Origin of the sequence: Delftia sp. WY8 (assembly GCF_018437695.1) — a bacterium.
Classification (GTDB): domain Bacteria; phylum Pseudomonadota; class Gammaproteobacteria; order Burkholderiales; family Burkholderiaceae_C; genus Comamonas; species Comamonas tsuruhatensis.
Genome location: NZ_CP049795.1, coordinates 246,416 through 270,526, shown reverse-complemented (window position 1 = coordinate 270,526; position 24,111 = coordinate 246,416). Strand labels below are relative to the sequence as shown.

Sequence of the window (24,111 nt, the reverse complement as noted above, 5' to 3'; positions counted from 1 at the left end):
GCGAACTCCATGCATTTTGGAGCGCCGCTACAGCCCAGCCCTCTACGGGCCGCACGGCGCTCGCGCTATATTGATCCCATTCCTATTCCATTGATCACCGCCTGATGACCACTTCCACCAAATCGGATTCCGCAGCCAAGCGCGACGTGACCAAGCTGCAACGCGCCATTGTTGACGGCCTCGAAAACGTCAAGGCCCAAGACATCCAGGTCTTCAATACCGAAAAGCTCTCGCCGCTGTTCGAGCGCGTGATCGTGGCTGCGGGCACCTCCAACCGCCAGACCAAGGCGCTGGCCTCCAGCGTGCGCGACGCCGTCAAGCAGGCCGGTTTCCCCGTGCCGCGCCAGGAAGGCGAAGAAAACGGCGAGTGGATCATCGTGGACTGCGGCCAGGCCGTGGTCCATGTCATGCAGCCGGCCATCCGCCAGTACTACCGCCTGGAAGAGATCTGGGGCGAGACGCCTGTACGCCTGAAGCTGGGCGCTCCCAAGCCCACGCGCTCGGCTGCCACCGACAAGGCGGAAGAAAAGGCCAAGAAGGCTGCAACCAAGAAGGCGGCGGCAACCGCTGCCAAGCCTGCAGCCAAGAAGGCCGCTTCTGGCGCAGCCTCCGCCGCCGCCAAGAAGCCCGCTGCCAAGAAGGCGGCCCCTGCCAAGGCCGCTGCACCCCGTTCCGCAGCGGCAAAGCCGGCTGCTGTGAAGTCGGCCGCAGCCAAGTCGCCGGCCGGCAAGACGGCGGCGCCCAAGGCCATCAAGACCGTGGTGGTCAACCGCGCCCCCGCCAAGGCCAAGGCGGGCGCCGCTGCCAAGCCTGCCGCCAAGCCGGCAGCCAAGCGCGCCCCCCGCGCCAAGGCCTGAGCGGTTCAGGGCTGACGCTGCATGAAGCTGTTGATCGTGGCCGTGGGCCAGCATGTGCCCGACTGGGCGCAGACAGCCTACGACGACTACGCCAAGCGTTTTCCTCCGGAACTCAAGGTGGAGCTCAAGGCCGTCAAGACGGAGCCACGCGGCTCCAAGACGGTCGAGACCCTGTACGCGGCCGAGCGCAAGCGCATCGAGGCCGCCATTCCGCGCGGCACGCGCATCGTGGTGCTCGATGAGCGCGGCACCAATCTGACGACCAAGGCCCTGGCCCAGCGCCTGCAGGGCTGGCAGCTGGAGGGCGATGACGTGGCCCTCATCATCGGAGGCCCGGACGGTCTGGACCCCGCCTTCAGGCAGGCCGCACACGAGCGCATACGCCTGTCGGACCTGACCCTGCCGCATGCCATGGTGCGGGTGCTCCTTATCGAGCAGCTGTACCGTGCCTGGTCGGTCAACGCCGGCCATCCCTACCACCGGGAATAGCGGCAGCGGCGGTGTCATGCGGATCGGAAGATCTCGTGATACTATGATTTTGATAGCCTTCGGCGCTTTGATACAAAGGGCTGAAGGCATTTCTCATTTTCATCATGCCGCCCTTCATCTACCTAGCCTCCCAAAGCCCCCGCCGCCGCCAACTGCTGGAGCAGCTGGGCGTGGCCCATGAGCTTTTGCTGCCCAATGCGGATGGCGACATCGCCGAAGATGCCGAGGCCATGGAAACCGAGCTGGCCGGCGAGGCAGCGCGCGACTACGTGCAGCGCGTGACCGCACTCAAGCTCGACGCTGCCGTGGCCCGCCACGCGCGCCGTGCGCTGGCTGCCGCTCCCGTGCTCTGCTCGGACACCACGGTGGCGCTCGACGGCCGTATTCTGGGCAAGCCCGCCGATGCCGACGATGCACGCCGCATGCTGACGGGGCTTGCCGGCCGAGAGCATGAGGTGCTGACGGCCGTGGCCATACAGCATGGCGCGCGGCGCCTGGCTGCGCTGTCGGTCTCCCGGGTTCGGTTTGCGGCCATGAGCGCTCAGCAGATCGATGCCTACGTGGCCTCGGGCGAGCCCATGGGCAAGGCCGGTGCCTATGGCATACAGGGCCGTGCGGCGGCCCATGTGCAGTGGCTGCAAGGCAGCTACTCGGGCATCATGGGCCTGCCGCTGTTCGAGACGGCGGCGCTGTTGCGCGAGCTGGGCTGGGCGCTGTAGGCCAGCTCCCCGACCTGGGCCCCGAGGGGCGTGCAGGCAGGCGCGCACGGCCGATGGCAGCGCGCGGCACGGCAAGATGTCTGCCGGCCCGCTCCGGCCGAGAAATACAAACGACAAAGCACACCACAGGCACAGCATGCAGCAAGACATTCTGATCAATTGGTCGCCACAGGAAACGCGCGTGGCCATCATCGAGAACGGCGCCGTCCAGGAACTGCACATGGAGCGCCCGCTGGAGCGCGGCCTGGTCGGCAACGTGTACCTGGGCAAGGTCTCGCGTGTGCTGCCGGGCATGCAGTCGGCCTTCATCGACATCGGCCTGGAGCGCGCGGCCTTCCTGCACGTGGCCGATGTCTGGCAGCGGCAGGAAGGGGGCGAGGCCCCCATGTTCGCGCGCAAGGACATGCCTGTCGTGCCCATCGAAAAGCAGGTTTTCGAGGGCCAGACCCTCATGGTGCAGGTCATCAAGGATCCGATCGGCACCAAGGGCGCGCGCTTGTCCACGCAGATCAGCATTGCGGGACGCCTGCTGGTGCTGCTGCCGCAGGACGACCACATCGGCATCTCGCAGAAAATCCCGCAGGGCGAGCGCGATGCCCTGCGCGCCCGGCTGCAGGGCCTGGTCGGCACCAAGGAGACCGGCGGCGGCGGCGGCTTCATCCTGCGCACCAATGGCGAGGACTCCAGCGACGCCGAGCTGGCCGACGACATCCGCTACCTGCGCAAGACCTGGAGCCGCATCAAGGAGGCCTCGGTGCGCCTGCCGCCCATGTCGCTGCTGCACCAGGACCTGAACCTGCTGCAGCGCGTGCTGCGCGATCTGGTGGGCGAAGGCACCCAGAGCATCCGCATCGACTCCAAGGAGCAGTTCGCCCTGCTCATGACCTTCGGGCAGGAATACATGCCGGCGGCCGTGCCCAAGCTGCAGCACTACCGCGGCGAGCGGCCCATCTTCGACCTGTTCGCCATAGACGAGGAAATCGCCCGCGCGCTGGGCCGCCGCGTGGACCTCAAGTCCGGCGGCTACCTGATCGTGGACCAGACCGAGGCGCTGACCACGGTGGACGTCAACACCGGCGGCTACGTGGGGGCGCGCAACTTCGACGACACCATCTTCAAGACCAACCTGGAAGCGGCCCAGCAGATCGCGCGCCAGCTGCGCCTGCGCAACCTGGGCGGCATCATCATCGTGGACTTCATCGACATGGTGCGGGACGACCACCAGGCCGAGGTGCTGTCCGAATTCAAGCGCCAGCTCGGGCGCGACCGCGTCAAGACCATGGCGGGCGGTTTCTCGCAGTTGGGCCTGGTGGAGATGACGCGCAAGCGCACGCGCGAATCGCTGGCCCACATGCTGTGCGAATCCTGCCCGGTCTGCCAGGGCAAGGGCCATGTGAAGACCGTGCGCAGCGTCTGCTACGAGGTGCTGCGCGAAATCCTGCGCGAGGCGCGCCAGTTCAACCCGCGCGAGTTCCGCATCGTGGCCTCGCCCAAGGTGGTGGAGATGTTCCTGGACGAGGAAAGCCAGCACCTGGCCGGCCTGTCCGACTTCATCAAGAAGCCCATCTCGCTGCAGGCCGAGACAGCCATGGCACAGGAGCAATACGACATCGTGCTGCTGTGAATCGATATTTATCCTGCTAATTCATTATCAATAGCAGTCCGTCTATTGGCGAATGAATGGGTTCAATTGAACTCATTCTTGCGTTGCTATGGATTGTTGATTCCCGATAATTAACTTTGTCTCGGCTTTTTTGATACTGTTTGTTGCAATCAGTGCCTCAGCAACTGAAAGGGCGACGAATGGGAATCGACTCCACCATTGTGCGTGCAGCCATACACCCGGGAATTGGTGTGGCGCGTATTGGCAATAGTCCGGATGAGTACTATGTCGGCCCTGAGCTGATGCATGTTCCGCCCATGGCGCCGGGCAGCCTGCGCGATGCGCAGGGCGCGCTCAAGCGGCAGGCTGCGCGCTTTCGCATCTACGGCTACAACGCCGCAGGCGAGGTGGTGCGTGAACTCACGTCCGACCAGGACCAGATCGAATGGGAAGTCGAACTGGCCAATACCAAGGCCGCCTGGTATCAATTCCAATTGGCGCTGGACGTGCCTGAAGCCGCAGCAGCCGATCCCACGATTTTGCGCAATGCCACGGTGAAGGACCGGAAAAGCCTGGCCATTCGACCGGGAGCCCGCCGCATTGCCAAAGGCTCGGCCCCGGTGGCATTCGACAGCGGCAGTTTCTGCGGCAAGCCGGTTTATCTGGGCGAATTGCGCATTGAAAAGACGGGCCAGCTTCTCGTGCTGGGAGGCCGTGGCGTCTCTGCCTCCGTGGATGGCTCCAAGGCCACCACGTTTGCGAACAACGAGGGCTGGCATGACGATGTGGCCGACGGCCCCGTGCGCGCCAAGGTCGTCGTGGCCGGCGTTTCCGTGCCGGTGGATGCGGCATGGGTCACGGTTGCGCCGCCCAACTACGGCCCGCAGATGAAGTCGGTGCGCACCATGAAGGACCTGATGGAGGATGTGTACATCCACTCGGGCATGGCCGCCTTCCCGCTGCACGTCTCCTTCAGCCGGCACATCCTGCCCATACTCCAGCGCCAGAGCAGCCTGCAGTGGGCGAACAAGGGCTTTGCATCCCAGTTCGGCTGGGGCGGGGCGGCCAGTGCGGATGACGAGGCGTGGATCGCCAGGCTCAACAGCCCGGGCACGACCTGGGCCGAGCTGCGCCAGCAGGTGGCCAATGCCTTCCGCCGTTTTGACCGTGATGGCGCATCTCCCCAGCCCTGGCCCTGGCTGTATGGCGACGCCATGGCCGTGCCGCCGGCCGACACACCGCGCCAGCATACGGCGCTGACCCCCACGCAACTGAGAATGCTGGACCTGTGGGCCGGTGGCCATTTCCTCTCCGACTGGAAGCCCGGCCAGCAGTACCCTGCCCAGCTCGCCGACGTGCCGCTGCAGGAGCAGCCGGCCATGCTCGACCATGCCGCCATGGACGACTGCCTGGCCGACGCCTTCCACCCGGGCTGCGAGATCACCTGGCCCATGCGACACGCCAGCATGTACCGGGCGCCGTTCCGCATCCGCGAGGCGGCAGTGAACCCGCCCGAGCTGCAGCTCTACGGCTCCCGGCTCACGCCTGCGGTGGCCCTGTCAGAGAGCGGGCCGCTGTATGCGCAGGTGGCCGGCGACCTCACGCGCTGGATGGCGGTCCCCTGGCAGACCGACACCGCCAGCTGCCGCAGCGGCTATTACGCCGGCTATGGCCCACGCTACGACCCCTACCTGCCCACGTTCTGGCCGGCCCGCGTGCCCAACCAGGTGCTGACGCAGGAGGCCTATGAAAGAGTCATCGACACCGAACTGCCGCGCGAGCAGCGCGTTGCCGCCTTCAATCGGCGCGAGTCGTGGTTCCGCACTCTGGGCGAGGGAGGCTACGAGAGCGAGATCAACCGCATGATCAGCCACTTCGGTGACATGGGCGTCATCGAGAGTCGGCCCGGCCTGCGGGGCGACAAGGACTTCCCGCCGGTGATGCAGGTGGAAAACCGCATCGCCCCGGCGCCGTTGCACATGCTCAAGACTGCGGTGCAACCGGACGGGCAGGAGGCGCCTCCCCGCATCGAGCCCTTCGATGCAGACAACGAAGAGCAGCTGCGCGCTCTGACGCAGCGCGGCCCGGTGCTGCCGCGCTGAGTGCCGGCCATGCCGTCGCACGCCATGGCCGCCGCGCCGCTGCCGGAGGAACTGGATGTGCTCGTCGTGGGCGCAGGGCCGGCGGGCGCGGCCGTTGCCGCGCAACTGGCAGGGCACTGCCGCGTGGCGCTGGTAGGACGCGCCGTGCAGGCTGGGCGGGCCATTGGCGAAACCCTGCCCGCTGCGGCCCGGGTGATTCTGTCCGACCTGGGCGTGTGGGATGCGTTCGCGGCACAGGGCCACCGTCCTGCCTGGTCGCGGCGGTCATTGTGGGGAAGCTTCGAGGTCATCTTTCAGGACGCGCTGTTCGACCCGCATGGCGCGGGCTGGCACCTGGACCGCAAGCGCTTCGACGCCATGCTGCTGGAGGCTGCGCGCAGCCGTGGCGTGCCCTGCCTGGTGCCCGCCACGCTGCGCAGCCTGCAGCGCCATCCGCCAGGCGCACCCATGCGCTGGCGCTGCCTGATCGATAGGGCGCAGGGCGACACGGCGCACGGCCCGTTGGAGCTGTCCTGCCGCATCGTGGTCGATGCCACGGGCCGCGCGGCCCGCGTGGCCCGGCAGGCTGGCGCCCAGGTCCACCGTGGTGGCCGCCTGGTCTGCTTTCACGCCTGGGTGGAGCCGCCATCGCATGAGCATGCAGGCACCACCATGATCGAGTCGGATGCCGAAGGCTGGTGGTACAGCGCCGATCTGCCCGATGGCAGTTGCGTGATTGCCTGGCAGACCGATATCGACCTGCCCGAAGCCCGCCGCCTGCGCAGCACGGCGGATCTGCTGGACATGGCCGATCGCACGGCCCTGGTGGGCGTGCGCAGCGTGGGCAGCCAGGTGCTGGAGCCGTTGCGGGTGGCCGCCGCCCACGAGCAATGGCTGGATGCCGCCAGCGGGCCGGATTGGCTGGCCGTGGGCGATGCCTGCCTGTCCTTCGATCCGCTGGCATCGCAGGGCCTGCTCAACAGCCTGGTCACCGGCAGCGAGGCCGCCCTGGCCGTGCGCCGCAGCCTGGCGGGCGACGCCGGTGCGTTGCCTGCCTGGGATGCGTGGATCCGGCCGATACGCGCCGCGTACCGCAGCCATCACGAGCACTACTATGCGCTGGAGCCGCGCTGGGCGAACGAGACGTTCTGGGCCCGCCGCCAGCGGGCGCCGGAGGCGGGGAACGGAGCCGGCGTTATTGCCGCTCCAGCTTCGCCGTCTGAACGATGGCATTCCAGCGCTGGTACTCGGCCCGCGTGAATTCGCGGAAGGCCTTGGAGTCCAGCAGGCGCACTTCGCCGCCCAGCGCCGTCACCTTGGACTTGAAGTCGGCATGGCCCGCCACCTTGAGCGTGGCATCCTCCAGCCGCTTGACGATGGCTGCCGGCGTGCCTTTGGGCGCCAGCACGCCGTTCCAGGTGCCGGTCACGAAGGCGGGGTAGCCGCTTTCCTTCATGGTCGGCACATCGGGCAGGGCGGGCAGGCGCTGCTCCGAGGTCACGGCCAGGGCCTTGAGCTTGCCAGACTGCACGAAGGGCAGGGCGGGCGTCACGTTCTCGAAGATGAAATCGATCTGGCCGCCCAGCAGGTCGGTCAGGGCCGGCGCGCTGCCCTTGTAGGGCACATGCACCATGTCCAGCTGGGTGGCGCTCTTGAACAGCTCGCCCGACAGGTGGACCGTGGAGCCGCTGCCCGGCGAGCCATAGCTCATGCCGGTCTTTTGCGCGGCGGCGCGTACCACCAGGTCCTTCACCGTCCTGGCGGGCGTGCGCGCCTCGTTGACCACCAGCACGTTGGGGATGGTGGTGACCAGGGCCACGTATTCGAAATCGCCCAGGTTCTTCTCGCTCAGGTTCTTGTACAGGCTCTGGTTGATGGCCTGGGTGCCGGCCGTGCCGAACAGCAGCGTGTAGCCATCATTGGCCGCCGAAGCCACGCGGCTGGCGCCGATGGAGCCGTTGGCGCCGGAGATGTTTTCCACGATCACGGGCTGGCCCAGCGACTCGGACAGGCCCTGTGCCACCATGCGCGCCAGCACATCGGTATTGCCGCCAGGGGCGAAGGGCACGACCAGCTTGACCGGCCGGGTGGGATAGGCATCCGCCCAGGCCTGGGGCAGGGGCAGCAGCGTAGTGGCGCCAAGCAGCGCGGCAGCGCGCAGGAATTGCTTGCGTGAAAGGGTGCGGGGCATGGGGGATGTCTCCTTGTCGATGTTCTGGTGGCGCAGCGGCTGGGGCCAGCGGCGGATTTTTCAGGCGGGCCAATGCTGGGTGGTGGCTGTCTTGACGTCAATCAATGTTTTGGCAGGACGTCATGCGGCGGGCGAATGACCTGTCCGGCCTTGCTCGGCAAATGAGAAGGATTGCGTTGACATGCGCCCGTCATTGCGCCCGTCATTGCGCCTGCCATCACGGCGCAAGGCTCCTGGACTCGCCTGTGGCAAGGACCGCACCGCTGCTGAATCCGCCTCCGGCGCTGCCGTGCAACTGCCCGCGAACATGCGGCTTTGCGGCGCCTGCGTGGACGTGCACGATGCGCCCCATGGCATGGGCCGGCGCCCGTTACGGCGCCGGGGTTGGGGCGGGCATTGCCGATGTCCATGCCGACGCCAATGCCGATGCAGCTCAGAAATCCGCCCTCAGGCTCACCGTCATGTTGCGCGGCTCGCCCCACCAGCCCTGGTTGTAGAAGCCGATCTGGCTGTAGTACTGGCGGTCCAGCACGTTGTTGAGCTGCACGCTGGCCGACCAGGTGGGGTCGATGCGGTAGTGGGCCGAGAGGTTGACCACCAGGTAGCTGCCCTGGCCTACCTGCACGCTCTGGCGCAGCGGGTTGGTCACGTTCTGCCAGATGCGGCTTTGCCAGCGCAGGTTGCCGCCCAGGCTCAGGCCCTGCAGCGCACCCTCGAAGCTGCGCATGGCCGTGAGCTTGACCAGGCTGCGCGGGTGCGTGGTGTTGAAGGCGGCGCCGCTGGCGCTGCGTGCCGTGTAGTGCGTGTAGCTGGCGCCCAGGCGCCAGCCCCGGGCCGGCTCGCCGCTGAGTTCCAGGTCGATGCCGCGCACCTGGGCGCCCTTGACTCCCCGGTAGGCCTTCTGGTCCGTGGTGCCATCGATGAATTCGCCCGTGTCCTGCGCCAGGTTGTCCTGGCGGGTCTGGAACAGCGCGGCAGAACCCTGCAGCCGGTCCTGCAGCCAGGAGCCCTTGAGGCCCAGCTCGAAGGCCTGGCCGGTGACGGGGTCCAGGATGCTGCCTTGCTTGTCGCGGTAGTTCTGGGGTGTGAAGATTTCCGTGTAGCTCAGGTAGGCCGTGTGCCGGGCATCGATGTCCCACAGCAGGCCGGCGTAGGGCGTGATTTCGTTGCTGTAGCGGTAGTCGCGCAGGCTGCCGAAGTAGTTCTGGCGCGTGGACCAGCGGCTCAGGCGGGCGCCGGCCACGGCCGTCCAGCCATCGGCCAGCGAGAAACGCCCCACGGCATAGCCGCCGCTTTGGCGCATGCGGCTGTCGTCGCCGCCGTTGGAGACGTCGGACCAGCCCGGCTCGGCCAGGCTGCCGTTGCGCCAGTCGAGGAAGTTGTCCGTGGCGGGCGGCGTGCCCAGCGGTGCGTAGCGGCGGATGTCGATGTCGTCGCGCACATGGTTCCAGCCCACGGCAATCTCGTGCTGGCGCCCGAACAGCGCGACCGGGCCGCTGGCCGTGAGGTGCAGGCTGTCGCGCGAGCGGTCGCCCCGGTATTTGATGAAGGAGTTGGCCATGCCCAGGCCGGTGCTGGCGTCCGGCGCGCCGCCCCGGTAGACGTAGCGCATGTCGTAGTTGCCGTCGTTGCGGCTGTAGGCGGCGCGCAGCAGCCAGCGGTTGTCCAGCCGGTGCGTCAGGTCCAGCGTGGCCGTGGTGTTCTCCGTGCCGAAATGCGACCAGCGCGTGTTGTTGGACACCGAGCGGTCGAAGTCCGTGCGGCTGCCGTCCGCATGGAACAGCGGAAAGCCGGCGCCCATGCCGGGGCTGGTGTTCTTCTGGTATTCGAGGCTGGTCACGAGCCGGGTGGCGGGCGTCAGGGCCGCGCTCACCACGGCGTACAGGCCCTGCCTGCGCTGGCCGAAGTGGCTGACGTAGCTGTCGCTGTCCGATTGCACAGCCACGACGCGGCCATGCACGCGGCCTTCGCGGTCCAGCGGCAGGGACAGATCGGCCTCGGCGCGGCGCAGGTTCCAGCGGCCCAGCGTCAGCGATGCATGGCCGCCCGCCGTCTCGCGCGGCTGCTTGCGCACGAAGTTCACCGTGGCCGACGGATCGCCCGAGCCATTGAGCAGGCCCGTGGCGCCGCGCACGATTTCCACGCGGTCGTAGAAGGCGGTGTCCATGTCGGTGGCGCCGAAGTTCCACAGGCTGTTGATGGGCGAGGCCAGCCCGTCGAACTGGAAGTTGCTGACGCCGAAGCCGCGCGAGGAAAACTGGTAGCGGTTGCTGTCGCTGCGGCTGACCGACAGGCCGGGCGCGGAGGCCTCCAGCGTCTGCGAGACCGTGAGCTGGCCTGCATCGTCCATGAGCTGGCGCGTGATCACGCTGACCGACTGCGGTGTCTCGCGCGCCGACAGTTGCAGGCCCGTGGCCGTTCCCGTGGAACCGCTGGTATAGCGGGCCGTGCCTTCGGTGGTGCCCGCATCGGCGGCGGCGCGCACGGTGACGGTGCCCAGTTCGGTGTCGCCTTTCCTGGCAGCGGGCCTGTCCTCGTCGGCGGCCCAGACTGCTGGCGCAGGGGCGGCACAAACGGCACAGATCAGCAGGGACAGTGGGGTCCGCGCGCCTTGGGGGTGTCGCGGGGCGGGGTTTTGGATGCGAATGCTCATCATTTCCATGGTCCTGGGCGTGAGCCCGGATTGTGGGAAATGTGCGCCGCCGCCGCCTGTTCCCGGCGACGCCAGTCCTATGGCTTGCGACGCAGGCTGCCTTGGCTGGGCGCGTGGCCGAAGCGCTGGCGAAAGGCCGTGGCGAAATTGCTGGCGTGCTGAAAGCCCACGCAGTCGGCCGCTTCCTGCACGCTCCAGCCCTGTGCCAGCCGCTCGCGCGCCAGCTGCATGCGGCGCTCGCGCAGCCAGCCGAACACGGTCTGGCCGTAGGCGGCCTGGAATTTCTCGCGCAGCGTGGTCGGGCTCATGCAGGCCAGGCGCGCCAGGTCGTCCAGGCTGTGCGCCTGGCCCGGCGCTGCATCCATGCACTCGCGCACGCGCTCCAGGCCGCGCCTGTCCCGGGGATGGATGCGCGGCAAGGGCGCAGGCCGCGGCTGCGCATGTGCCTGCAGCGCGCAGGCCAGCACCTGCAGCGCAATGCCTTCGCGGTGCAGCCGGGCCAGGCTGCCGCTCCAGACGCCATCGAGCAGCTGGCGCAGCGAGACGGCCAGGTGCTCGGGCAGCGACCAGGCATGCAGTGGCGGGCCGGGTTGCCGCATGGCCTGGTGCAGCAGCTCGGCCAGTTCGGCATCGGCGCAGGCCTCGGGCGCCTCGATGGACAGGTTGAAGCCGCGCACCGTCTGGCCTGCCGCATGGGTGGCCTTGAGAATCTCGGTGTCGCCGCACGAGAATGCCGCCGCCGCATGGCGCGTCACGCTCAGTGCACGGCGGGCGCCCGGCAACTGCAGCTCGGCCTGGCCGTCGAGCAGGACCACGGCGGTGAAGCGCCGCGGGTGCTCGGATGTGGATTCATAGCCGTGGTCGATGCGGATGTCGGAGCTGACCAGTTGCAGGCCCGAGGGCAGCTGGTGCTCCTGCACCTGCCCCTCGAAGATGCAATCGTTTTCGGAGACGGCAGAGAGAAAGCGCACGCTGAAACCGTGGCGCTGGCGCATGGCGTCGAGCTGCGCCGTGGTGTAGCGCTGGGAGGAGGAGGGCATGGGTGAGCGGAACAAAAGGCCCGCAGCTGGATTCGAGAATGCTTCTCATTATCCGGGGCTGCAGGCCCGCTCGCCCACAAACCTCAGAGTTTGCGCAGCCGATCCAGTGCCGCGCGCAGCGTGCTGTCCTGCTTGGCAAAGCAAAATCGCACCACGCGCTGGTCGAAGCCGTCGCCATAGAAGGCCGACAGCGGGATGGCCGCCACGCCATGCTCCCGGACCAGCCACTGGCAGAACGCGGCTTCGTCCAGCTCCGACACGGCCGAGATGTCGGCGCAGACGAAATAGGTCCCCGCCGTGGGCAGAAGGCGCAGGCGCGAGCCTTCCAGGCCCTGGCGGAAAAGATCGCGTTTGGCCTGATAGAAGGCGGGCAGCTGGAGATAGGGCGCGGGGTCGGCCATGTAGCTGGCCAGGCCCGCCTGCATGGGTGTGTTGACGGTGAAGACGTTGAACTGGTGGACCTTGCGGAACTCGGCCGTGAGTGCGGCCGGCGCGGCGACGGTGCCCACCTTCCAGCCCGTGACATGGTAGGTCTTGCCGAAGCTGGAGACGATGAAGGCGCGCGCCGCCAGGCCGGCAAAGCGCGCGGCGCTCTGGTGCTGGCGGCCGTCGTAGACCATGTGCTCGTAGACCTCGTCACTGATCAGCAGCACGTCGGTGGGCGCCAGCAGCTCCTGCAGCTGCAGCATCTCGGTATCGCTCCAGATGGTGGCGCTGGGGTTGTGCGGGCTGTTGATGATCAAAAGCCGGGTGCGCGGCGTGATGGCGGCGGCAATTTTGGCGAAGTCGGGCTTGAAGCTGCCCGGCGTCAACGGTACGCGCACGGGCACGCCGCCGGCCAGCTCGATGTTGGGCACGTAGCTGTCGTAGCAGGGGTCGAGCACGATGACCTCGTCGCCAGCATGCACGGTGGCCAGGATGGCGGTGAGGATGGCCTGCGTGGCGCCGGCCGTGACCGTGATCTCGGTGCCCGCATCGTAGCTGCGGCCGTACAGCGCCTGCATCTTGTCGGCCATGGCCTGGCGCAGCTGGGGCAGGCCGGGCATGGGCGGGTACTGGTTGTGGCCGGCCTGCATGGCGGCCGTGACGGCATCGACCAGCCTGGGGTCGCAGCCGAAATCGGGAAAGCCCTGGCCCAGGTTCACCGCCTGGTGCTCGGCGGCCAGGGCCGACATGGTGGTGAAGATGGTCGTGCCCACATGGGGCAGGCGGCTGGGGAAGGCGGGCGTGCGGGGCGTGGCAGAAGTCATGGCGGAAACAGCGGACAGCGGGAGCGGACCCGCACTGCAGGTCCGGTGGGGCGGAGGATCAGAGTTCGTAGTCGTGCACGTGGCCGTTCATGGCGCGCATGATGAGATCGCGCGTCAGGCGGTCGCTGAGCAGTTCGGCGAATCGGTAGACGAAATTGCGCAGGTAGGCGCCGCGCTTGATGGCCACGCGTGCCACGCTCTGGCCGAACAGGTGGCCCATGGGGCGCACGACCAGGTCATTGACCGGGTCGTCGCGCATGGCCATTTCGGCCACGATGCCGATGCCCAGGCCCAGGCGCACATAGGTCTTGATCACGTCGGAGTCAATGGCCTCCAGCACGATGCGCGGACGCAGGCGGCGCGTGGCAAAGGCCTGGTCGATCTTGCCGCGACCCGTGAACGAAGGGTGGTAGGTGATCAGCGATTCGTGGGCGATGTCGTCCAGCGTGATGCGCTCTTTCTGCGCCAGCGGGTGGCCTGTGGGCATGACCAGCACGTGCTGCCATTCGTAGCAGGGCAGGGTGACGAGATCGGGGTAGTCGGCCAGGGATTCGGTGGCCATGCCGATGTCGGCCACCTCGTCGATGACCATGCGCGCCACCTCTGCCGGAGTGGCCTGGTGCAGGCTGATCGTGACCTTGGGATACAGGTCGCGCAGCCGTGCCACGGCAGGCGGAAGCACGTAACGGGCCTGTGTGTGGGTGGTGGCAATCGACAGCGTGCCGCTGTCCTGGGCGCTGTACTGCTCGCCGATGCGCTTGAGATTTCCGATCTCGCGCATGATGAGCTCGATGCTCTTGAGCACCTCCAGGCCGGGTTCGGTGATGCGCTTGAGGCGCTTGCCGTGGCGCGCAAAGATGTCGATGCCCAGCTCCTCCTCCAGCTCGATGATGGCCTTGGAGACGCCGGGCTGCGAGGTGTGCAGGGCCTTGGCCGCCTCGGTGAGGTTGAGGTTGCGGCGCGCCGCTTCTTGGACGAATCGGAATTGGTGCAGGTTCATGGCGGTGACAGCAGGGTGCTGCGCGCCATTATGCTGCATTTATATAAAGAAGCGATTCGTTATTTCAGTTTCCCGGTGCGCCACGGGGCTCCGTGGCCACCAGTGCCAGTTCTGCCAGCAGGGCTGTGACACGCGGATGCTCGCCCACGGCCGGCTGCAGGTCCACGGCCACCTGCGGATGGGTATCGCCTATCTCCTGCACCAGCTTCGGGATGTCCTCGCGCGCATGCTTGCCCGTGCCAAGGAACAGGGGCAGCACGGTGATGTGCGTGGCGCCGGCCTCGACCAGCCCGCGCGCGGCAGTGGGCAGGTCGGGCGCGCAGGCCTCCAGGTAGGCGCAGGCGGCCAGGGATTGGGGATGCGTCTGCTGAACGGCCTTCAGCACGGCCTCGATGGGTTGGCGCCACAAGGCGTCGCGCGAGCCGTGTGCCAGCAGGATCAGTCCGGTCCTGCCGGCAGATGTTGTCTCGTTTTGCATGGCAACGGTCCTAGCGGCGCAGCACCAGCCAGGTGAAGGCCGTCAATGAAAGAAGGCTGTAGAGCAGGCCCGGCGCCGCAGCGGTCAGCCAGGGCGACCAGGTCTGCAGCGTGCCGATGTAGCCGAACACGTTGTTCAGCAGGAAGAAGCTGATGCCGGCCATGACGCCGCCGAACACATAGGCCGCGATGCCGCCCGAGCGGAAATGCAGGTAGGCGAAAGGCAGGGCCAGCACCACCATCACCAGGCAGCTCATCGGGTAGAAGACCTTGCGCCAGAACTCGATCTCGTACTTCTGCGCAGCCTGGCCGTTGGCTTCCAGGTGGCGCACATACTGGAACAGCGAGATGGTGGACATGCGATCGGGCTTGAGCAAAGCGGCCGAGACCATCTCGGCGCTGATGCCCGTCTTCCAGTTCATGCTGTCTTCTTTCTCGCGCTGCAGCACCATGCCGCCGTCGGCCTTGGCCGTCAGGCGGCTGGCCTGCACGCCCTGGAGCATCCAGGATTCTCCGTCTTCGCTCACCTGCGCCGATTCCGCATGGATCTGGGCAGAGATGCGGCCCTGGCCGTCAAAGTCGAAGATGCGCACATTCGAGAAATCGCCGGGCCCGCGAATGGCACGCACGTTGATGGCAATGGAATGATCGCCCTGGCGCTCCTTGAGCCAGGCACCCGTGGCCCCGCGTGACAGTTGGGCCAGGTGGATGGCGCGTATGTTCTGGCCCGCGTTCTCGGCCGCAGGTGCCAGGTAGTCGCCCGTGCCGAAGGTGACCAGCACAAAGCCCAGGCCCAGCACCATCAGCGTGCGCAGCGCCAGCCAGGGGCCCATGCCGCTGGTGCGCATGATGGTGAATTCCGAACTCTGGGCAAAGCGCGCCATCACGTAGATGGTGCCGATCAGCACGGTGATGGGCATCAGCTCGTACAGGTGGCTGGGAATGCGCAGCACCACGAAAAGCAGCGCGTGCGTGATCTTGTAGCCGTTGTCGCCGCCGCGCCCGACCCATCGCAGCTCATCGACCAGATCGAAGAAGAAGAACAGCGCCAGGAAGGCCAGCGTCACATAGCCGACGGCCGCGATGATGTCGCGGTACAGCAGGTTTCTCAGAACTCTCATCATGGCACCGCCTTCGCGTCGTCCAGGGCAGTCGGCTTGCAGGGCCTGCGCCACAGATCGCGCGGCGACCAGCGCCTGTGCCGCACCAGCAGCACCAGCAGCGCCAGCAGCAACGTGCCGCCGTGCAGCAAGGCCGTCATGGCGGGCATGCTCAGCTTGCCCGAGGCCACCCAGTTCTCGCCCAGCGTCATGAGGTTGTAGTACACGATGAAGGCGAACAGCGCGAGCATGAGGCTGCCGCTGCCACCGGCACGCGGGTTTACGCTGGCCACGGCCAGGCCCAGGATCACGAAGTTCAGCGCCGCCAGAGGCAGGCCTATGCGCCAGCCCAGTTCGGCGCGGTAGATGGGTTCGGTGCGCGGCAGCAGCTCATGCGTGTACGTGCTGCGCGCGGCCATTTCCTCGGCGGCGGCCAGATTGTTGCCGCTGCCGAGCTGCGTGCCGTATTCCTTGAACTCGCTGATCTTCACCGAGCCGTCGCTGGTCTGCGTCTCCATGCGCTGGCCGTCGGTCAGCACGGCCATGCGTTCGCCCTTGACCACTTCCAGCCGCGCCCCGCGCGCCGAGGTCACGGACTCGCGCCCGCGCTCATTGGCCACGATGAACACATTGTTGGCAGCGGTGGCGCTGGGCACGTCCTTGTCGATGAAGAACACGCGCGAGCCGCCGGCAGACTCCTGGAACTCACCGGGAGCGATGCGGTCGATGTCGCTGCGCTGCTCGAACTGGGTCTTGATCTGCTCGATCTGCTGATTGGCCCAGGGCAGGATGCCCAGGCCCAGCACGGCGATCACGGCCAGCACCGGCCAGGCAAAGCGCAGCAGCGGGCGCAGCAGGCTGGCCAGTCCCTGGCCTGCGGCGAACCAGATCACCATCTCGCTGTCGCGGTACATGCGCGACAGCGAACCGACCACGGCCACGAAAAGTCCCAGGCCCAGGATGGTGGGCAACTGGCCAAGCACCGTATATCCCATGACCAGCAGAACGTCGGAAGGGCTGACATTGCCCTTGTAAGCCTGACCCAACGTGCGGATCAGCATCATGGTCATGACGACCGTGATCAGCACCACGACCGTGGCACCGAAGCTGCGGGCCAGCTCTTTGCGTATGGATGAATCGAATAACATTGGCTGAAAGGAAAACGCCGATTATGAACTTTGAACTGAAGCCGTTGACGACTGCCGCTGCAGTACGTGAAAAGTGTGACCTGTTGTTGGTGCTGGTGACCGAAGCCACGGCCACGGGCAGCGACGCGCTGTCCACCCTGGTCGCTCACGCGGTCAAGGCCGGAGATTTCGAAACGGCAGCTGGCAAGCAGTTGGCACTGTACGGCCTGCCGGCCGTGGCCGCCCGCCGCGTCGTGCTGCTGGGCGCGGGCAGCGGCTCGGCCCGCGACGTGCGCCAGGCGGTGGCAGGCGCAGGCTCGGCCCTCAAGGCAAGCGGCGTTGGCAAGGCCGTGCTGTGCTTCGGCTTCGAGGCCACGGGTGGCGCTGTTGCAGCAGCGGTGGTGGCAGCGGCCGATGCCTGCTACAGCTATACCCACACCAAGCCCCAGGCCAAGCCTGTGGCGCTCAAGAAGCTGGTGATCGCGGCGACGGGCGCCAGTGCCGCGTCCGGCAAGTCCGGAGACAAGAGCGGGGACAAGGGCGGCATCGCCGCCGCTTTCAAGATCGCCGTGGCCCAGGCCGAAGGCATGGCCCTGGCGCGCGAATGGGCCAATCGCCCGGCCAACCACGCCACTCCCATGCTGCTGGCCGACGCAGCCCGTGCCCTGGCCAAGCTGCCCGGCATCAGCTGCAAGGTCCACGGCCCCGCCGAAGTCGCCAAGCTCGGCATGGGCGCCTTCATGGCCGTGGCCCAGGGGTCGGAGCAGCCGCTGCGCTTCATCGAGCTGCACTACAACGGCGGCGCCAAGGGCGCCGCGCCCGTGGTGCTGGTGGGCAAGGGCATTACCTTCGATACCGGCGGCATCTCGCTCAAGCCTGCCGCCGAAATGGACGAGATGAAGTTCGACATGGGCGGTGCCGCCAGCGTGCTGGGCGTGTTCCAGGCGCTGGCCCAACTGCAGCCTGCCATCAACGTGGTCGGGCTCATTCCGGCCTCCGAGAACATGCCCGGAGGCGCAGCCGTCAAGCCGGGCGACGTGGTCACCAGCATGAGTGGCCAGACCATAGAAATCCTCAACACCGATGCCGAAGGCCGCCTCGTGCTCTGCGATGCGCTGACCTACGCCGCCCGCTTCAAGCCCCGCGCCATGGTGGACATCGCCACGCTGACCGGTGCCTGCGTCATCGCCCTGGGCGGGCTGCGCAGCGGCATGTTTTCGCCCAGCGACGAGCTGGCCCGTGCGCTGGAGCAGGCGGGCGATGCCGCGCTCGACCCCTGCTGGCGCATGCCGCTGGACGAGGAGTATGGCGAAGGCCTCAAGAGCAATTTCGCCGACATGGGCAATGTGGCGGGCCGCGCAGGTGGTGCGGTCACGGCGGCCAAGTTCCTGCAGCGCTTCGTGGGAGACATTCCCTGGGCTCATCTGGACATCGCCGGCACGGCCTGGAAGAGCGGCGCCGCCAAGGGCGGCACGGGCCGCCCCGTGGGCCTGCTGCTGCACTACCTGCTGGCCTGCGTCGATGCCGGCAAGGCGCCATCCAGGGCCGGCGCGCCCAAGTCGGTTGCGGCGCCCAAGGCCGGCTCTGCCAGCCGCCGCAAGGCAGCCGCTGCAATCCAGCCGGAGCAGGCCTGATGGCATCGCCCCCATCCGCACGGGCCTGCGCGAAAGGAGCGTCGCTTGACTGAAGTGGCGTTCCATTTCAACGCGCCCGACAAGCTGGCCTATGTGTGCCGTCTTGCGCGCAAGGCACTGCGGCATCGCACGCAACTGGTGGTGCTGGGATCTTCCGCGTCGCTCAAGGCCTTGTCGCCCAGGCTCTGGAGTGTCTCGCCCACCGATTTTCTTGCCCACGCCGTCGAAGGCGATGGGGCCGGCATTGTGGCCTTCTCGCCCATTGTGCTGCTGGAGCGGCTGGACAGCGCGCCGCACCACGACATGCTGGTGAATCTGGGTGGCGATGTGCCAGAAGGATTCGAGCGCTTTGCGCGTGTCGTTGAAGTGGTGTCTGCCACCGATGAGGAAGACCGACATCTGGCCCGGCAGCGCTGGAAGCATTACGTGGCGCAGGGGATTTCCATCAAGCGCCATGACCTGGTCCTCAAGGAGTAAGCCATGAGCGCTCCCTCCAAAACCCCGCCACGCTTTGTTCCCACGCTCACCGATGTCGTGCCGGTCGATGCAGTGCAGTCGCCGGTGGCAGAACCGCCCGCTGTCGCTGCGTCCGAACTGCCGCACAGCGGCGAGACCGATTCCTGGGCGAGCGAAGGCATGCTTGCGCCACGCCGCGGCCTGGTTTCCATGCCCGCGTCCCTGCCGCCGCTGCCCCTGGATCTGCAACCCCAGCGGTCCATGGTCGCCGAGCCTGCGCCGCCTGGACAGGGCCCGCGGCCTGCAGTGCAGCCAGTGCATTCCGACTATCTGCCGCCCAGTGCGCCGTCCGTGGAAATGCAGCTGGCCCAGGAGAGCCGTCTGCTCGAAGTGGCCGAAGTTGCCGAACCGGCCGATGTGCCAGAGGTGGCCCCGGCCGCACCGATCGAGGACGACATTCCTGCCGCGCCGGTGGTGCAGGCCGACGCTGCCACGCAAGGGGTCGAGCCGGATCCGGCATCTGCGGCACCTGGAGCACCTGGGGCATCACCCGCCTGTGCATTGCCCACCATGGAGTCCATCTGGGACAGCCAAGCGCAGCAGGTCACCGAGGAGTATCTGGTCCATCGCCTCATGCAGCGCGTGGACCTGGTGCTGGACCAGCGCCTGCGCGATGCCATCGCCACGGTGGTGCAGCAGCAGACGCGATCCATCGTCGTGCGCCTGCGCGAAGAGGTGGAGTCGGTGGTGCGCCAAGCCGTCTACGAGGCCGTGGCCGACGAACTGGCCCACCGGGCGAGTGCCGCACGCGGCGATGCTGTACAGGGCGGGGGGCGTTGATCCGTGATCGGGTAGGCGGGTGAAGGGTGAGAGGTGCCCGCCTGACCCGGCCTTCAGCCTGCGCGTGCCGGGCCTGAGAACACCTCGGGATTGAGGATGTTGCTGGGCTGGCCTGCAGCGAAGTTCACCACATTGTCGAAGGCGGCGCGGAAATACAGCTCATAGCTGTCTTGCTCCACATAGCCGATGTGCGGCGTGCAGATGCAGTTCTCCAGCCGCAGCAGTGCGTGGCCCTGGAGAATGGGCTCGCTCTCGAAGACATCCACGGCCGCCAGGCCGGGGCGGCCACGGTTGAGCGCGCCCAGCAGCGCATCGGCCTCCACCAGTTCGGCGCGCGAGGTGTTCACGAACAGGGCTGTGGGTCTCATGCGCGCCAGATCCTGCGCCGTGACGATGCCGCGTGTGGCCTCATGCAGGCGAAGATGCATGGACAGCACATCGGATTCGGCAAAGAAATCCTCGCGCGAAGCGGCGGCCGAAAAGCCGTCGGCCTGGGCCTTCTGGCGCGAGGACTCGCTGCCCCAGACCAGAACCTTCATGCCGAAGGCATGGCCATAGTGGGCCACCAGCCTGCCAATGCGGCCATACCCCCAGATGCCCAGCGTGCGCCCGTGCAGCACGCTGCCCAGCCCGAAATTGGCGGGCATGGACGCCGCCTTGAACCCCGATTGCTGCCATGCGCCGTGCTTGAGGTTGGCGATGTACTGCGGCAGCCGCCGCGTTGCCGCCATGATCAGCGACCAGGTCAGCTCGGCCGGTGCGATGGGTGAGCCCACGCCCTCGGCAATCGCAACGCCCTGGTCGGTGCAGGCCTGCACGTCGATATGGGCGCCGGCCTTGCCGGTCTGCGCGATCAGCTTCAGGCGCGGGAGTTTTTCCAGCAACTGCCGGCTGATCTGCGTGCGTTCGCGGATCAACACGATGATGTCCGCATCGCGCAACCGCACCGACAGCTGGCCCACACCCTTGACGGTATTGGTGAAGACCTTGGCGTTGAACGGCTCCAGCAGCCGCGCACAGTCCAGCTTGCGTACGGCGTCCTGGTAGTCGTCAAGAATGATGATGTTCATTGCCTGTGAATCTCTCATAAGCCTTTGATTTATCTCCGGGTTGCCGCGCAAGAGGTTGTCGGCAAATGTTCTGATCCGCTTTTGCGCTTTGCCCTGGGCATCATCAACGCCTACCTGAACCGGCCTGCCTGACTATTGTGTGACGCTTGCGCAGCCAGGGCCCCGAGGCCCGACGGTCACATTGTCGTTCAAGCAGCCCCGGGCTTGAGGCTGAAGGCTTCGGCCCGCGCCAGATCGCGCAGCCGTGGTTACACAAGCCGCGCAGATGCCGGCAAGCCCTGGCAGGTGAAACCGGTCACTGGCACGCTCTGTCGCCCGCGCAGCTGTATCAGCGAATTACACCCTGCAACGCCTTGCGGACCCCTGGTCGGACGGGACTTGGGGGTTGCCACCTGCCGGCGAAGCCGGTGAAGGCCGAGAGTGTGATGGACCGCGCTCAGTCGCACTCAATCATGGTTCCACCCAGTATTCGGCAGCTCCGCCCTTGACTGTCACTGATGAATTGGCCGTTGCGGTTGTAGATTCCGCCATTGCTGTCGTAGCAAAGTGCACCATTGCAACTGGATAGAGGAACAGGCTGGGCCGCCCGCGGTGTGAAAACCGGCTTCGGTGGCTCCTGCATCAGCGGCGTATTGGAGCCGCATGCAGCATTGACGCTGGTGATTGCTGCATTGGTGCGTATACGTTTTTCATCCAGGGAAAGGGTGCGAATGCTGGATACGAATTCCAGCTCCTTGCGCGCCTCCTTGCACTGGGAGGATGCGCCGAGCTGCTCCGGTGCAGGAGCATTCGCCTTGCGGGCCTGCTGTTCGATGACGCGCTGCTGGCTCTCGATCTGGCGCTGCTGCATTTCGTTCATCTGGCGCTGCTGCTTTCGCTCATTGGCCTCCGCGGCCTCGGCCCGTTCGCGGTAGATTTCATCGTCCGATTTTTTGCGCTGTATCAGTGCGCCGGATTGGTCGCTGCTGCAGGGGCTGTCTGAAAAAATCAGTTTTCCAGAAACATCCTTGCATTGATAGACCTGGGCGGCGGCAGGTAAAGCCAGAAATGTCGCAACGATTGTCAGAGTCAATAGGCGCATATGCATCTCGGTGAATGAATGGGAGTGATGGTATCCCGGTACGGTGAATCGGTTGAGATTAAGTTATTCCAATAGGCCGCTGCAAGGGATGCAGGGTCGGTATTGCCTCCAGGGGATGGCTGCCTGTGCTCGCTTGCCCGGAGTAAACTCGACCACCGCAGCACTGGCTGCACGATGGGAATGGAGCTTCCCGAAACCGCCCTGCAAGGGGCTGATGGCTCCTGCCTTGGTGGGGCGTGTCCTGCCGGTGGCAGGGCCGTGTCTCGATCCTGCCCGGCGCGCCCGTCCCGGTTGTTTGATGAAAGGACGGTCATGGGTATCTACGGTTTCATTTTGGTGTTCGTGGGCGGCGGCCTCGGCTCCGCGCTCCGGCATGGTTCGAACCTGCTTGCACTGCGGCTGGTGGGCAGTGCCTATCCATTGGGCACCTTGGCGATCAATATGCTGGGCGCTTTCGTGATGGGGGTGGTGGTGGAGTGGTTTGCGCTCAAGACTTCGCTGCCGCAGAGTGCGAGGCTGTTCATCACCACGGGCATTCTGGGCGGCTTCACCACGTTTTCGACCTACGCACTGGAGATCGGCATGCTGTACGAGCGCGGCGACTGGCTCGCTTCCGTGCTGTATGCGCTGGGTTCGCTGGTGCTGGGCGTTGCCGCGCTGTTTGCGGGGCTGGGGCTGGTTCGGATGGTGGCCCATTGAGGCGCCCTGATTGCGCTATGCTGTGCGCCATGGCCCGCCTGAACGCAACGCAGATTATTCGCACCATCCATTGGATGGTGGGTTAGCCAGCGGCCTTCGGCGCCATGCAACCCGCCCAGAGGAGGCGGGTTTTTTCATTCCGCCTCCAGGGTTTTCACAAGCCTTTCAGGAGATGGATATGCAGGTTTTCGAACCGTCCCGCCATGCGGACGACGCCCAAGCCGATTCCCGCGCTGCGCGGCCGGCCACGCTGCACATGGTCTGCGGCAAGATCGGCTCGGGCAAGTCGACGCTGGCACGGCAACTGGCGGCGCAGCCCGGCACGGTGCTGGTCAGCGAGGATTCCTGGCTGGCCGGTTTGTATCCCGGCGAGATGCAGTCGGTGGCCGACTACGTGCGCTGCAGCGCGCGACTCAAGGGATTGATGGGGGCGCATGTGCAGGCGCTGCTGGATGCCGGCGTTTCAGTGGTGCTGGACTTTCCTGCCAACACGCTGGAAGGCAGAGGTTGGGCGCGCAGCGTGTTCGAGAGGGTGGGTGCCTCCCACCGCCTGCATTTCCTGGATGTGCCCGATGAGGTCTGCAAGCAGCGCCTGCGTGCGCGCAATGCGGCGGGGGATCATCCCTTTCAGGCCAGCGATGAGCAGTTCGACCTGATCACCAGCTACTTTGTCGCGCCTTGCGCACAGGAGGGCTTCGACGTTGTGCATCACCCGTATGTGCGGGCCTGACCGCAAAGGCCGTGCGGCCGCCGGCTCGCCCACTGGAACGCCTCCTCGATCGCCTACTCAATCCCCGCCAGACCGTGCCTGCACTTGCACCCAATAGCGTGTACGGGTGCTCAACTGCAAGGGGAAGCGGCTGACGAGCGCGGCCAGGGCGCGATCGGTGTCGTCCACGGGAAAGGCGCCCGAGACACGCAGGCCTGCCACCTCGGGCGTGCAGCCCAGGTAGCCGGGCCGGTAGCGGGCGAGGGCGTCGATCAGCTGGCCCAGCGGCATGTCCAGCGCGATCAGTCCGCCTTCGTGCCAGCTGGCGGCAAAGGGATCGGCAGACGCGGGTGGCTGGGCGGCGCTGGCCGAGAAGGCGGCGTGTTGCCCGGCCTGCAGCTCGGTGGGGGTGGCTTCGCTGTCCAGGGGCTGCAGGCGCACGGTCTTTTCCTGCACGTTGACATGGCACAGGCCGTCGTCCGCGACATGGACCGTGAAGCGCGTTCCCAGGGCCAGTACATGGCCTTGCGGGGTTTGCACACTGAAGGGGCGGCCCAGTGCGTCTGGCCCGGTGGCGACGAGGATGCGGCCGCGGTAAAGGCGCAGCAGGCGCTGGCGGTCGTCGAAAGCCACGTCCACGGAGGTGGCTGTATCCAGGGCCACCAGGGAGCCGTCGGGCAGCGTCAGGTCGCGGCGCTCGCCAGTGGCGGTGCGATGAGCTGCCTGCCAGTGCTCGAGCGGCGCGCCTTTCCAGGCGAGCCAGGCCGTGGCACCGCTGCCCAGGCCAAGGGCCACAGCACGCACCGCAGAACGGCGATTGGGGTCGGAGCGGCGGCCCAGCGCCTGGCGCGCCAAGGGTGCGGGCAGATGCGACAGCTGTGCGGTGACGGATTGCACGCGCAGCCAGGCGCGCTGGTGGGCGGGGTCGGCCTCGTGCCAGTCCGTCCATGCCTGCTGCAGGCTTGGCGTCACCGCGGTGCCGCGCAGTTTCACGTGCCAGGCAGCGGCCTCATGCAAGGCCCGTCGGTCGTTGCT

The 24,111-nt window shown here is 66.7% G+C and carries 22 protein-coding genes and 1 riboswitch; of the genes, 11 read left to right on the top strand and 11 right to left on the bottom strand.

Annotated elements, in window-relative coordinates; genetic code table 11:
* Positions 1 to 104 precede the first annotated feature (104 nt).
* The 6 genes from rsfS (at position 105) to G4D77_RS01130 (ending at position 7,009) form a co-directional block, all read left to right on the top strand.
* Positions 105 to 857, top strand: a complete 753-nt coding sequence (rsfS, locus tag G4D77_RS01155; RefSeq protein WP_034363878.1) for a ribosome silencing factor — start codon at positions 105 to 107, stop codon at positions 855 to 857.
* A 21-nt stretch (positions 858 to 878) separates the two neighbouring features.
* Complete coding sequence (gene rlmH / locus G4D77_RS01150) at positions 879 to 1,346, top strand: 23S rRNA (pseudouridine(1915)-N(3))-methyltransferase RlmH (RefSeq protein WP_012205361.1); 468 nt, start codon at positions 879 to 881, stop codon at positions 1,344 to 1,346.
* 104 nt (positions 1,347 to 1,450) lie between these two features.
* On the top strand, positions 1,451 to 2,065 hold the full coding sequence (locus G4D77_RS01145) for a Maf family protein (protein ID WP_016446886.1): 615 nt from the start codon (positions 1,451 to 1,453) through the stop codon (positions 2,063 to 2,065).
* A 136-nt stretch (positions 2,066 to 2,201) separates the two neighbouring features.
* Positions 2,202 to 3,689 carry a ribonuclease G gene (gene rng, locus G4D77_RS01140; protein WP_154834416.1) on the top strand — a complete coding sequence of 496 codons (1,488 nt, stop codon included), beginning with the start codon at positions 2,202 to 2,204 and terminating at the stop codon, positions 3,687 to 3,689.
* A gap of 179 nt (positions 3,690 to 3,868) precedes the next feature.
* Positions 3,869 to 5,770 carry a LodA/GoxA family CTQ-dependent oxidase gene (locus G4D77_RS01135; protein ID WP_154834415.1) on the top strand — a complete coding sequence of 634 codons (1,902 nt, stop codon included), beginning with the start codon at positions 3,869 to 3,871 and terminating at the stop codon, positions 5,768 to 5,770.
* 9 nt (positions 5,771 to 5,779) lie between these two features.
* Positions 5,780 to 7,009, top strand: coding sequence for an NAD(P)/FAD-dependent oxidoreductase (locus G4D77_RS01130; RefSeq protein ID WP_154834414.1), 1,230 nt, complete (start codon positions 5,780 to 5,782; stop codon positions 7,007 to 7,009).
* Here the strand turns inward: G4D77_RS01130 and G4D77_RS01125 are convergent.
* The 8 genes from G4D77_RS01125 to lptF all read right to left on the bottom strand — a co-directional run bounded on the left by G4D77_RS01125 (position 6,945) and on the right by lptF (position 16,608).
* Positions 6,945 to 7,940, bottom strand: coding sequence for a Bug family tripartite tricarboxylate transporter substrate binding protein (locus G4D77_RS01125; RefSeq protein ID WP_154834413.1), 996 nt, complete (start codon positions 7,938 to 7,940; stop codon positions 6,945 to 6,947). The two genes, G4D77_RS01130 and G4D77_RS01125, sit on opposite strands and share 65 nt — an antisense overlap.
* A gap of 433 nt (positions 7,941 to 8,373) precedes the next feature.
* Complete coding sequence (gene fauA / locus G4D77_RS01120; RefSeq protein ID WP_227740758.1) at positions 8,374 to 10,593, bottom strand: TonB-dependent alcaligin siderophore receptor FauA; 2,220 nt, start codon at positions 10,591 to 10,593, stop codon at positions 8,374 to 8,376.
* Positions 10,594 to 10,670: 77 nt separating this feature from the next.
* Positions 10,671 to 11,633 carry a helix-turn-helix transcriptional regulator gene (locus G4D77_RS01115; protein ID WP_154834411.1) on the bottom strand — a complete coding sequence of 321 codons (963 nt, stop codon included), beginning with the start codon at positions 11,631 to 11,633 and terminating at the stop codon, positions 10,671 to 10,673.
* An 83-nt stretch (positions 11,634 to 11,716) separates the two neighbouring features.
* Entirely contained in the window at positions 11,717 to 12,883 is a 1,167-nt protein-coding gene (locus G4D77_RS01110) for a pyridoxal phosphate-dependent aminotransferase (protein WP_047327741.1), read from the bottom strand.
* 58 nt (positions 12,884 to 12,941) lie between these two features.
* A complete protein-coding gene (locus G4D77_RS01105; protein ID WP_016445880.1) occupies positions 12,942 to 13,883 on the bottom strand; it encodes a CysB family HTH-type transcriptional regulator in 942 nt (313 codons plus the stop codon).
* A gap of 64 nt (positions 13,884 to 13,947) precedes the next feature.
* Positions 13,948 to 14,361, bottom strand: coding sequence for a sirohydrochlorin chelatase (locus G4D77_RS01100; RefSeq protein ID WP_154834410.1), 414 nt, complete (start codon positions 14,359 to 14,361; stop codon positions 13,948 to 13,950).
* Between the two features lie 10 nt (positions 14,362 to 14,371).
* Positions 14,372 to 15,481: an LPS export ABC transporter permease LptG gene (lptG, locus tag G4D77_RS01095; RefSeq protein WP_034363881.1), complete on the bottom strand. Its 1,110-nt coding sequence runs from the start codon at positions 15,479 to 15,481 to the stop codon at positions 14,372 to 14,374.
* Positions 15,481 to 16,608 carry an LPS export ABC transporter permease LptF gene (gene lptF, locus G4D77_RS01090; RefSeq protein ID WP_016445883.1) on the bottom strand — a complete coding sequence of 376 codons (1,128 nt, stop codon included), beginning with the start codon at positions 16,606 to 16,608 and terminating at the stop codon, positions 15,481 to 15,483. Before lptF ends, lptG begins: the two co-directional genes overlap by 1 nt.
* A gap of 23 nt (positions 16,609 to 16,631) precedes the next feature.
* On the opposite strand from lptF, the gene G4D77_RS01085 reads away from it, so the two are divergent.
* The 3 genes from G4D77_RS01085 to G4D77_RS01075 are packed head-to-tail and all read left to right on the top strand — an operon-like array spanning position 16,632 to position 19,517.
* Complete coding sequence (locus G4D77_RS01085; RefSeq protein ID WP_154834409.1) at positions 16,632 to 18,221, top strand: leucyl aminopeptidase; 1,590 nt, start codon at positions 16,632 to 16,634, stop codon at positions 18,219 to 18,221.
* A 45-nt stretch (positions 18,222 to 18,266) separates the two neighbouring features.
* Positions 18,267 to 18,698, top strand: a complete 432-nt coding sequence (locus G4D77_RS01080) for a DNA polymerase III subunit chi (protein WP_016445885.1) — start codon at positions 18,267 to 18,269, stop codon at positions 18,696 to 18,698.
* 3 nt (positions 18,699 to 18,701) lie between these two features.
* On the top strand, positions 18,702 to 19,517 hold the full coding sequence (locus tag G4D77_RS01075; RefSeq protein WP_154834408.1) for a hypothetical protein: 816 nt from the start codon (positions 18,702 to 18,704) through the stop codon (positions 19,515 to 19,517).
* A 53-nt stretch (positions 19,518 to 19,570) separates the two neighbouring features.
* On the opposite strand, the gene G4D77_RS01070 is transcribed toward G4D77_RS01075, so the two are convergent.
* Together G4D77_RS01070 and G4D77_RS01065 are read right to left on the bottom strand one after the other, a co-directional pair.
* A complete protein-coding gene (locus G4D77_RS01070) occupies positions 19,571 to 20,587 on the bottom strand; it encodes a D-2-hydroxyacid dehydrogenase family protein (protein WP_016445887.1) in 1,017 nt (338 codons plus the stop codon).
* Positions 20,588 to 21,023: 436 nt separating this feature from the next.
* On the bottom strand, positions 21,024 to 21,668 hold the full coding sequence (locus G4D77_RS01065; protein ID WP_016453526.1) for a DUF4124 domain-containing protein: 645 nt from the start codon (positions 21,666 to 21,668) through the stop codon (positions 21,024 to 21,026).
* A gap of 167 nt (positions 21,669 to 21,835) precedes the next feature.
* Positions 21,836 to 21,899, top strand: a riboswitch (Fluoride riboswitch).
* An 81-nt stretch (positions 21,900 to 21,980) separates the two neighbouring features.
* On the opposite strand from G4D77_RS01065, the gene crcB reads away from it, so the two are divergent.
* Together crcB and G4D77_RS01055 are read left to right on the top strand one after the other, a co-directional pair.
* Positions 21,981 to 22,367 (top strand): fluoride efflux transporter CrcB, encoded by a 387-nt coding sequence (crcB, locus tag G4D77_RS01060; protein WP_154834407.1) that lies wholly within the window; start codon positions 21,981 to 21,983, stop codon positions 22,365 to 22,367.
* A 178-nt stretch (positions 22,368 to 22,545) separates the two neighbouring features.
* Positions 22,546 to 23,097 (top strand): P-loop nucleotide/nucleoside kinase family protein, encoded by a 552-nt coding sequence (locus tag G4D77_RS01055; protein WP_046239633.1) that lies wholly within the window; start codon positions 22,546 to 22,548, stop codon positions 23,095 to 23,097.
* A 57-nt stretch (positions 23,098 to 23,154) separates the two neighbouring features.
* Here the strand turns inward: G4D77_RS01055 and G4D77_RS01050 are convergent, their stop codons facing one another.
* Positions 23,155 to 24,069, bottom strand: coding sequence for a FecR domain-containing protein (locus G4D77_RS01050; protein WP_244451690.1), 915 nt, complete (start codon positions 24,067 to 24,069; stop codon positions 23,155 to 23,157).
* Between the last annotated feature and the right edge of the window lie 42 nt (positions 24,070 to 24,111).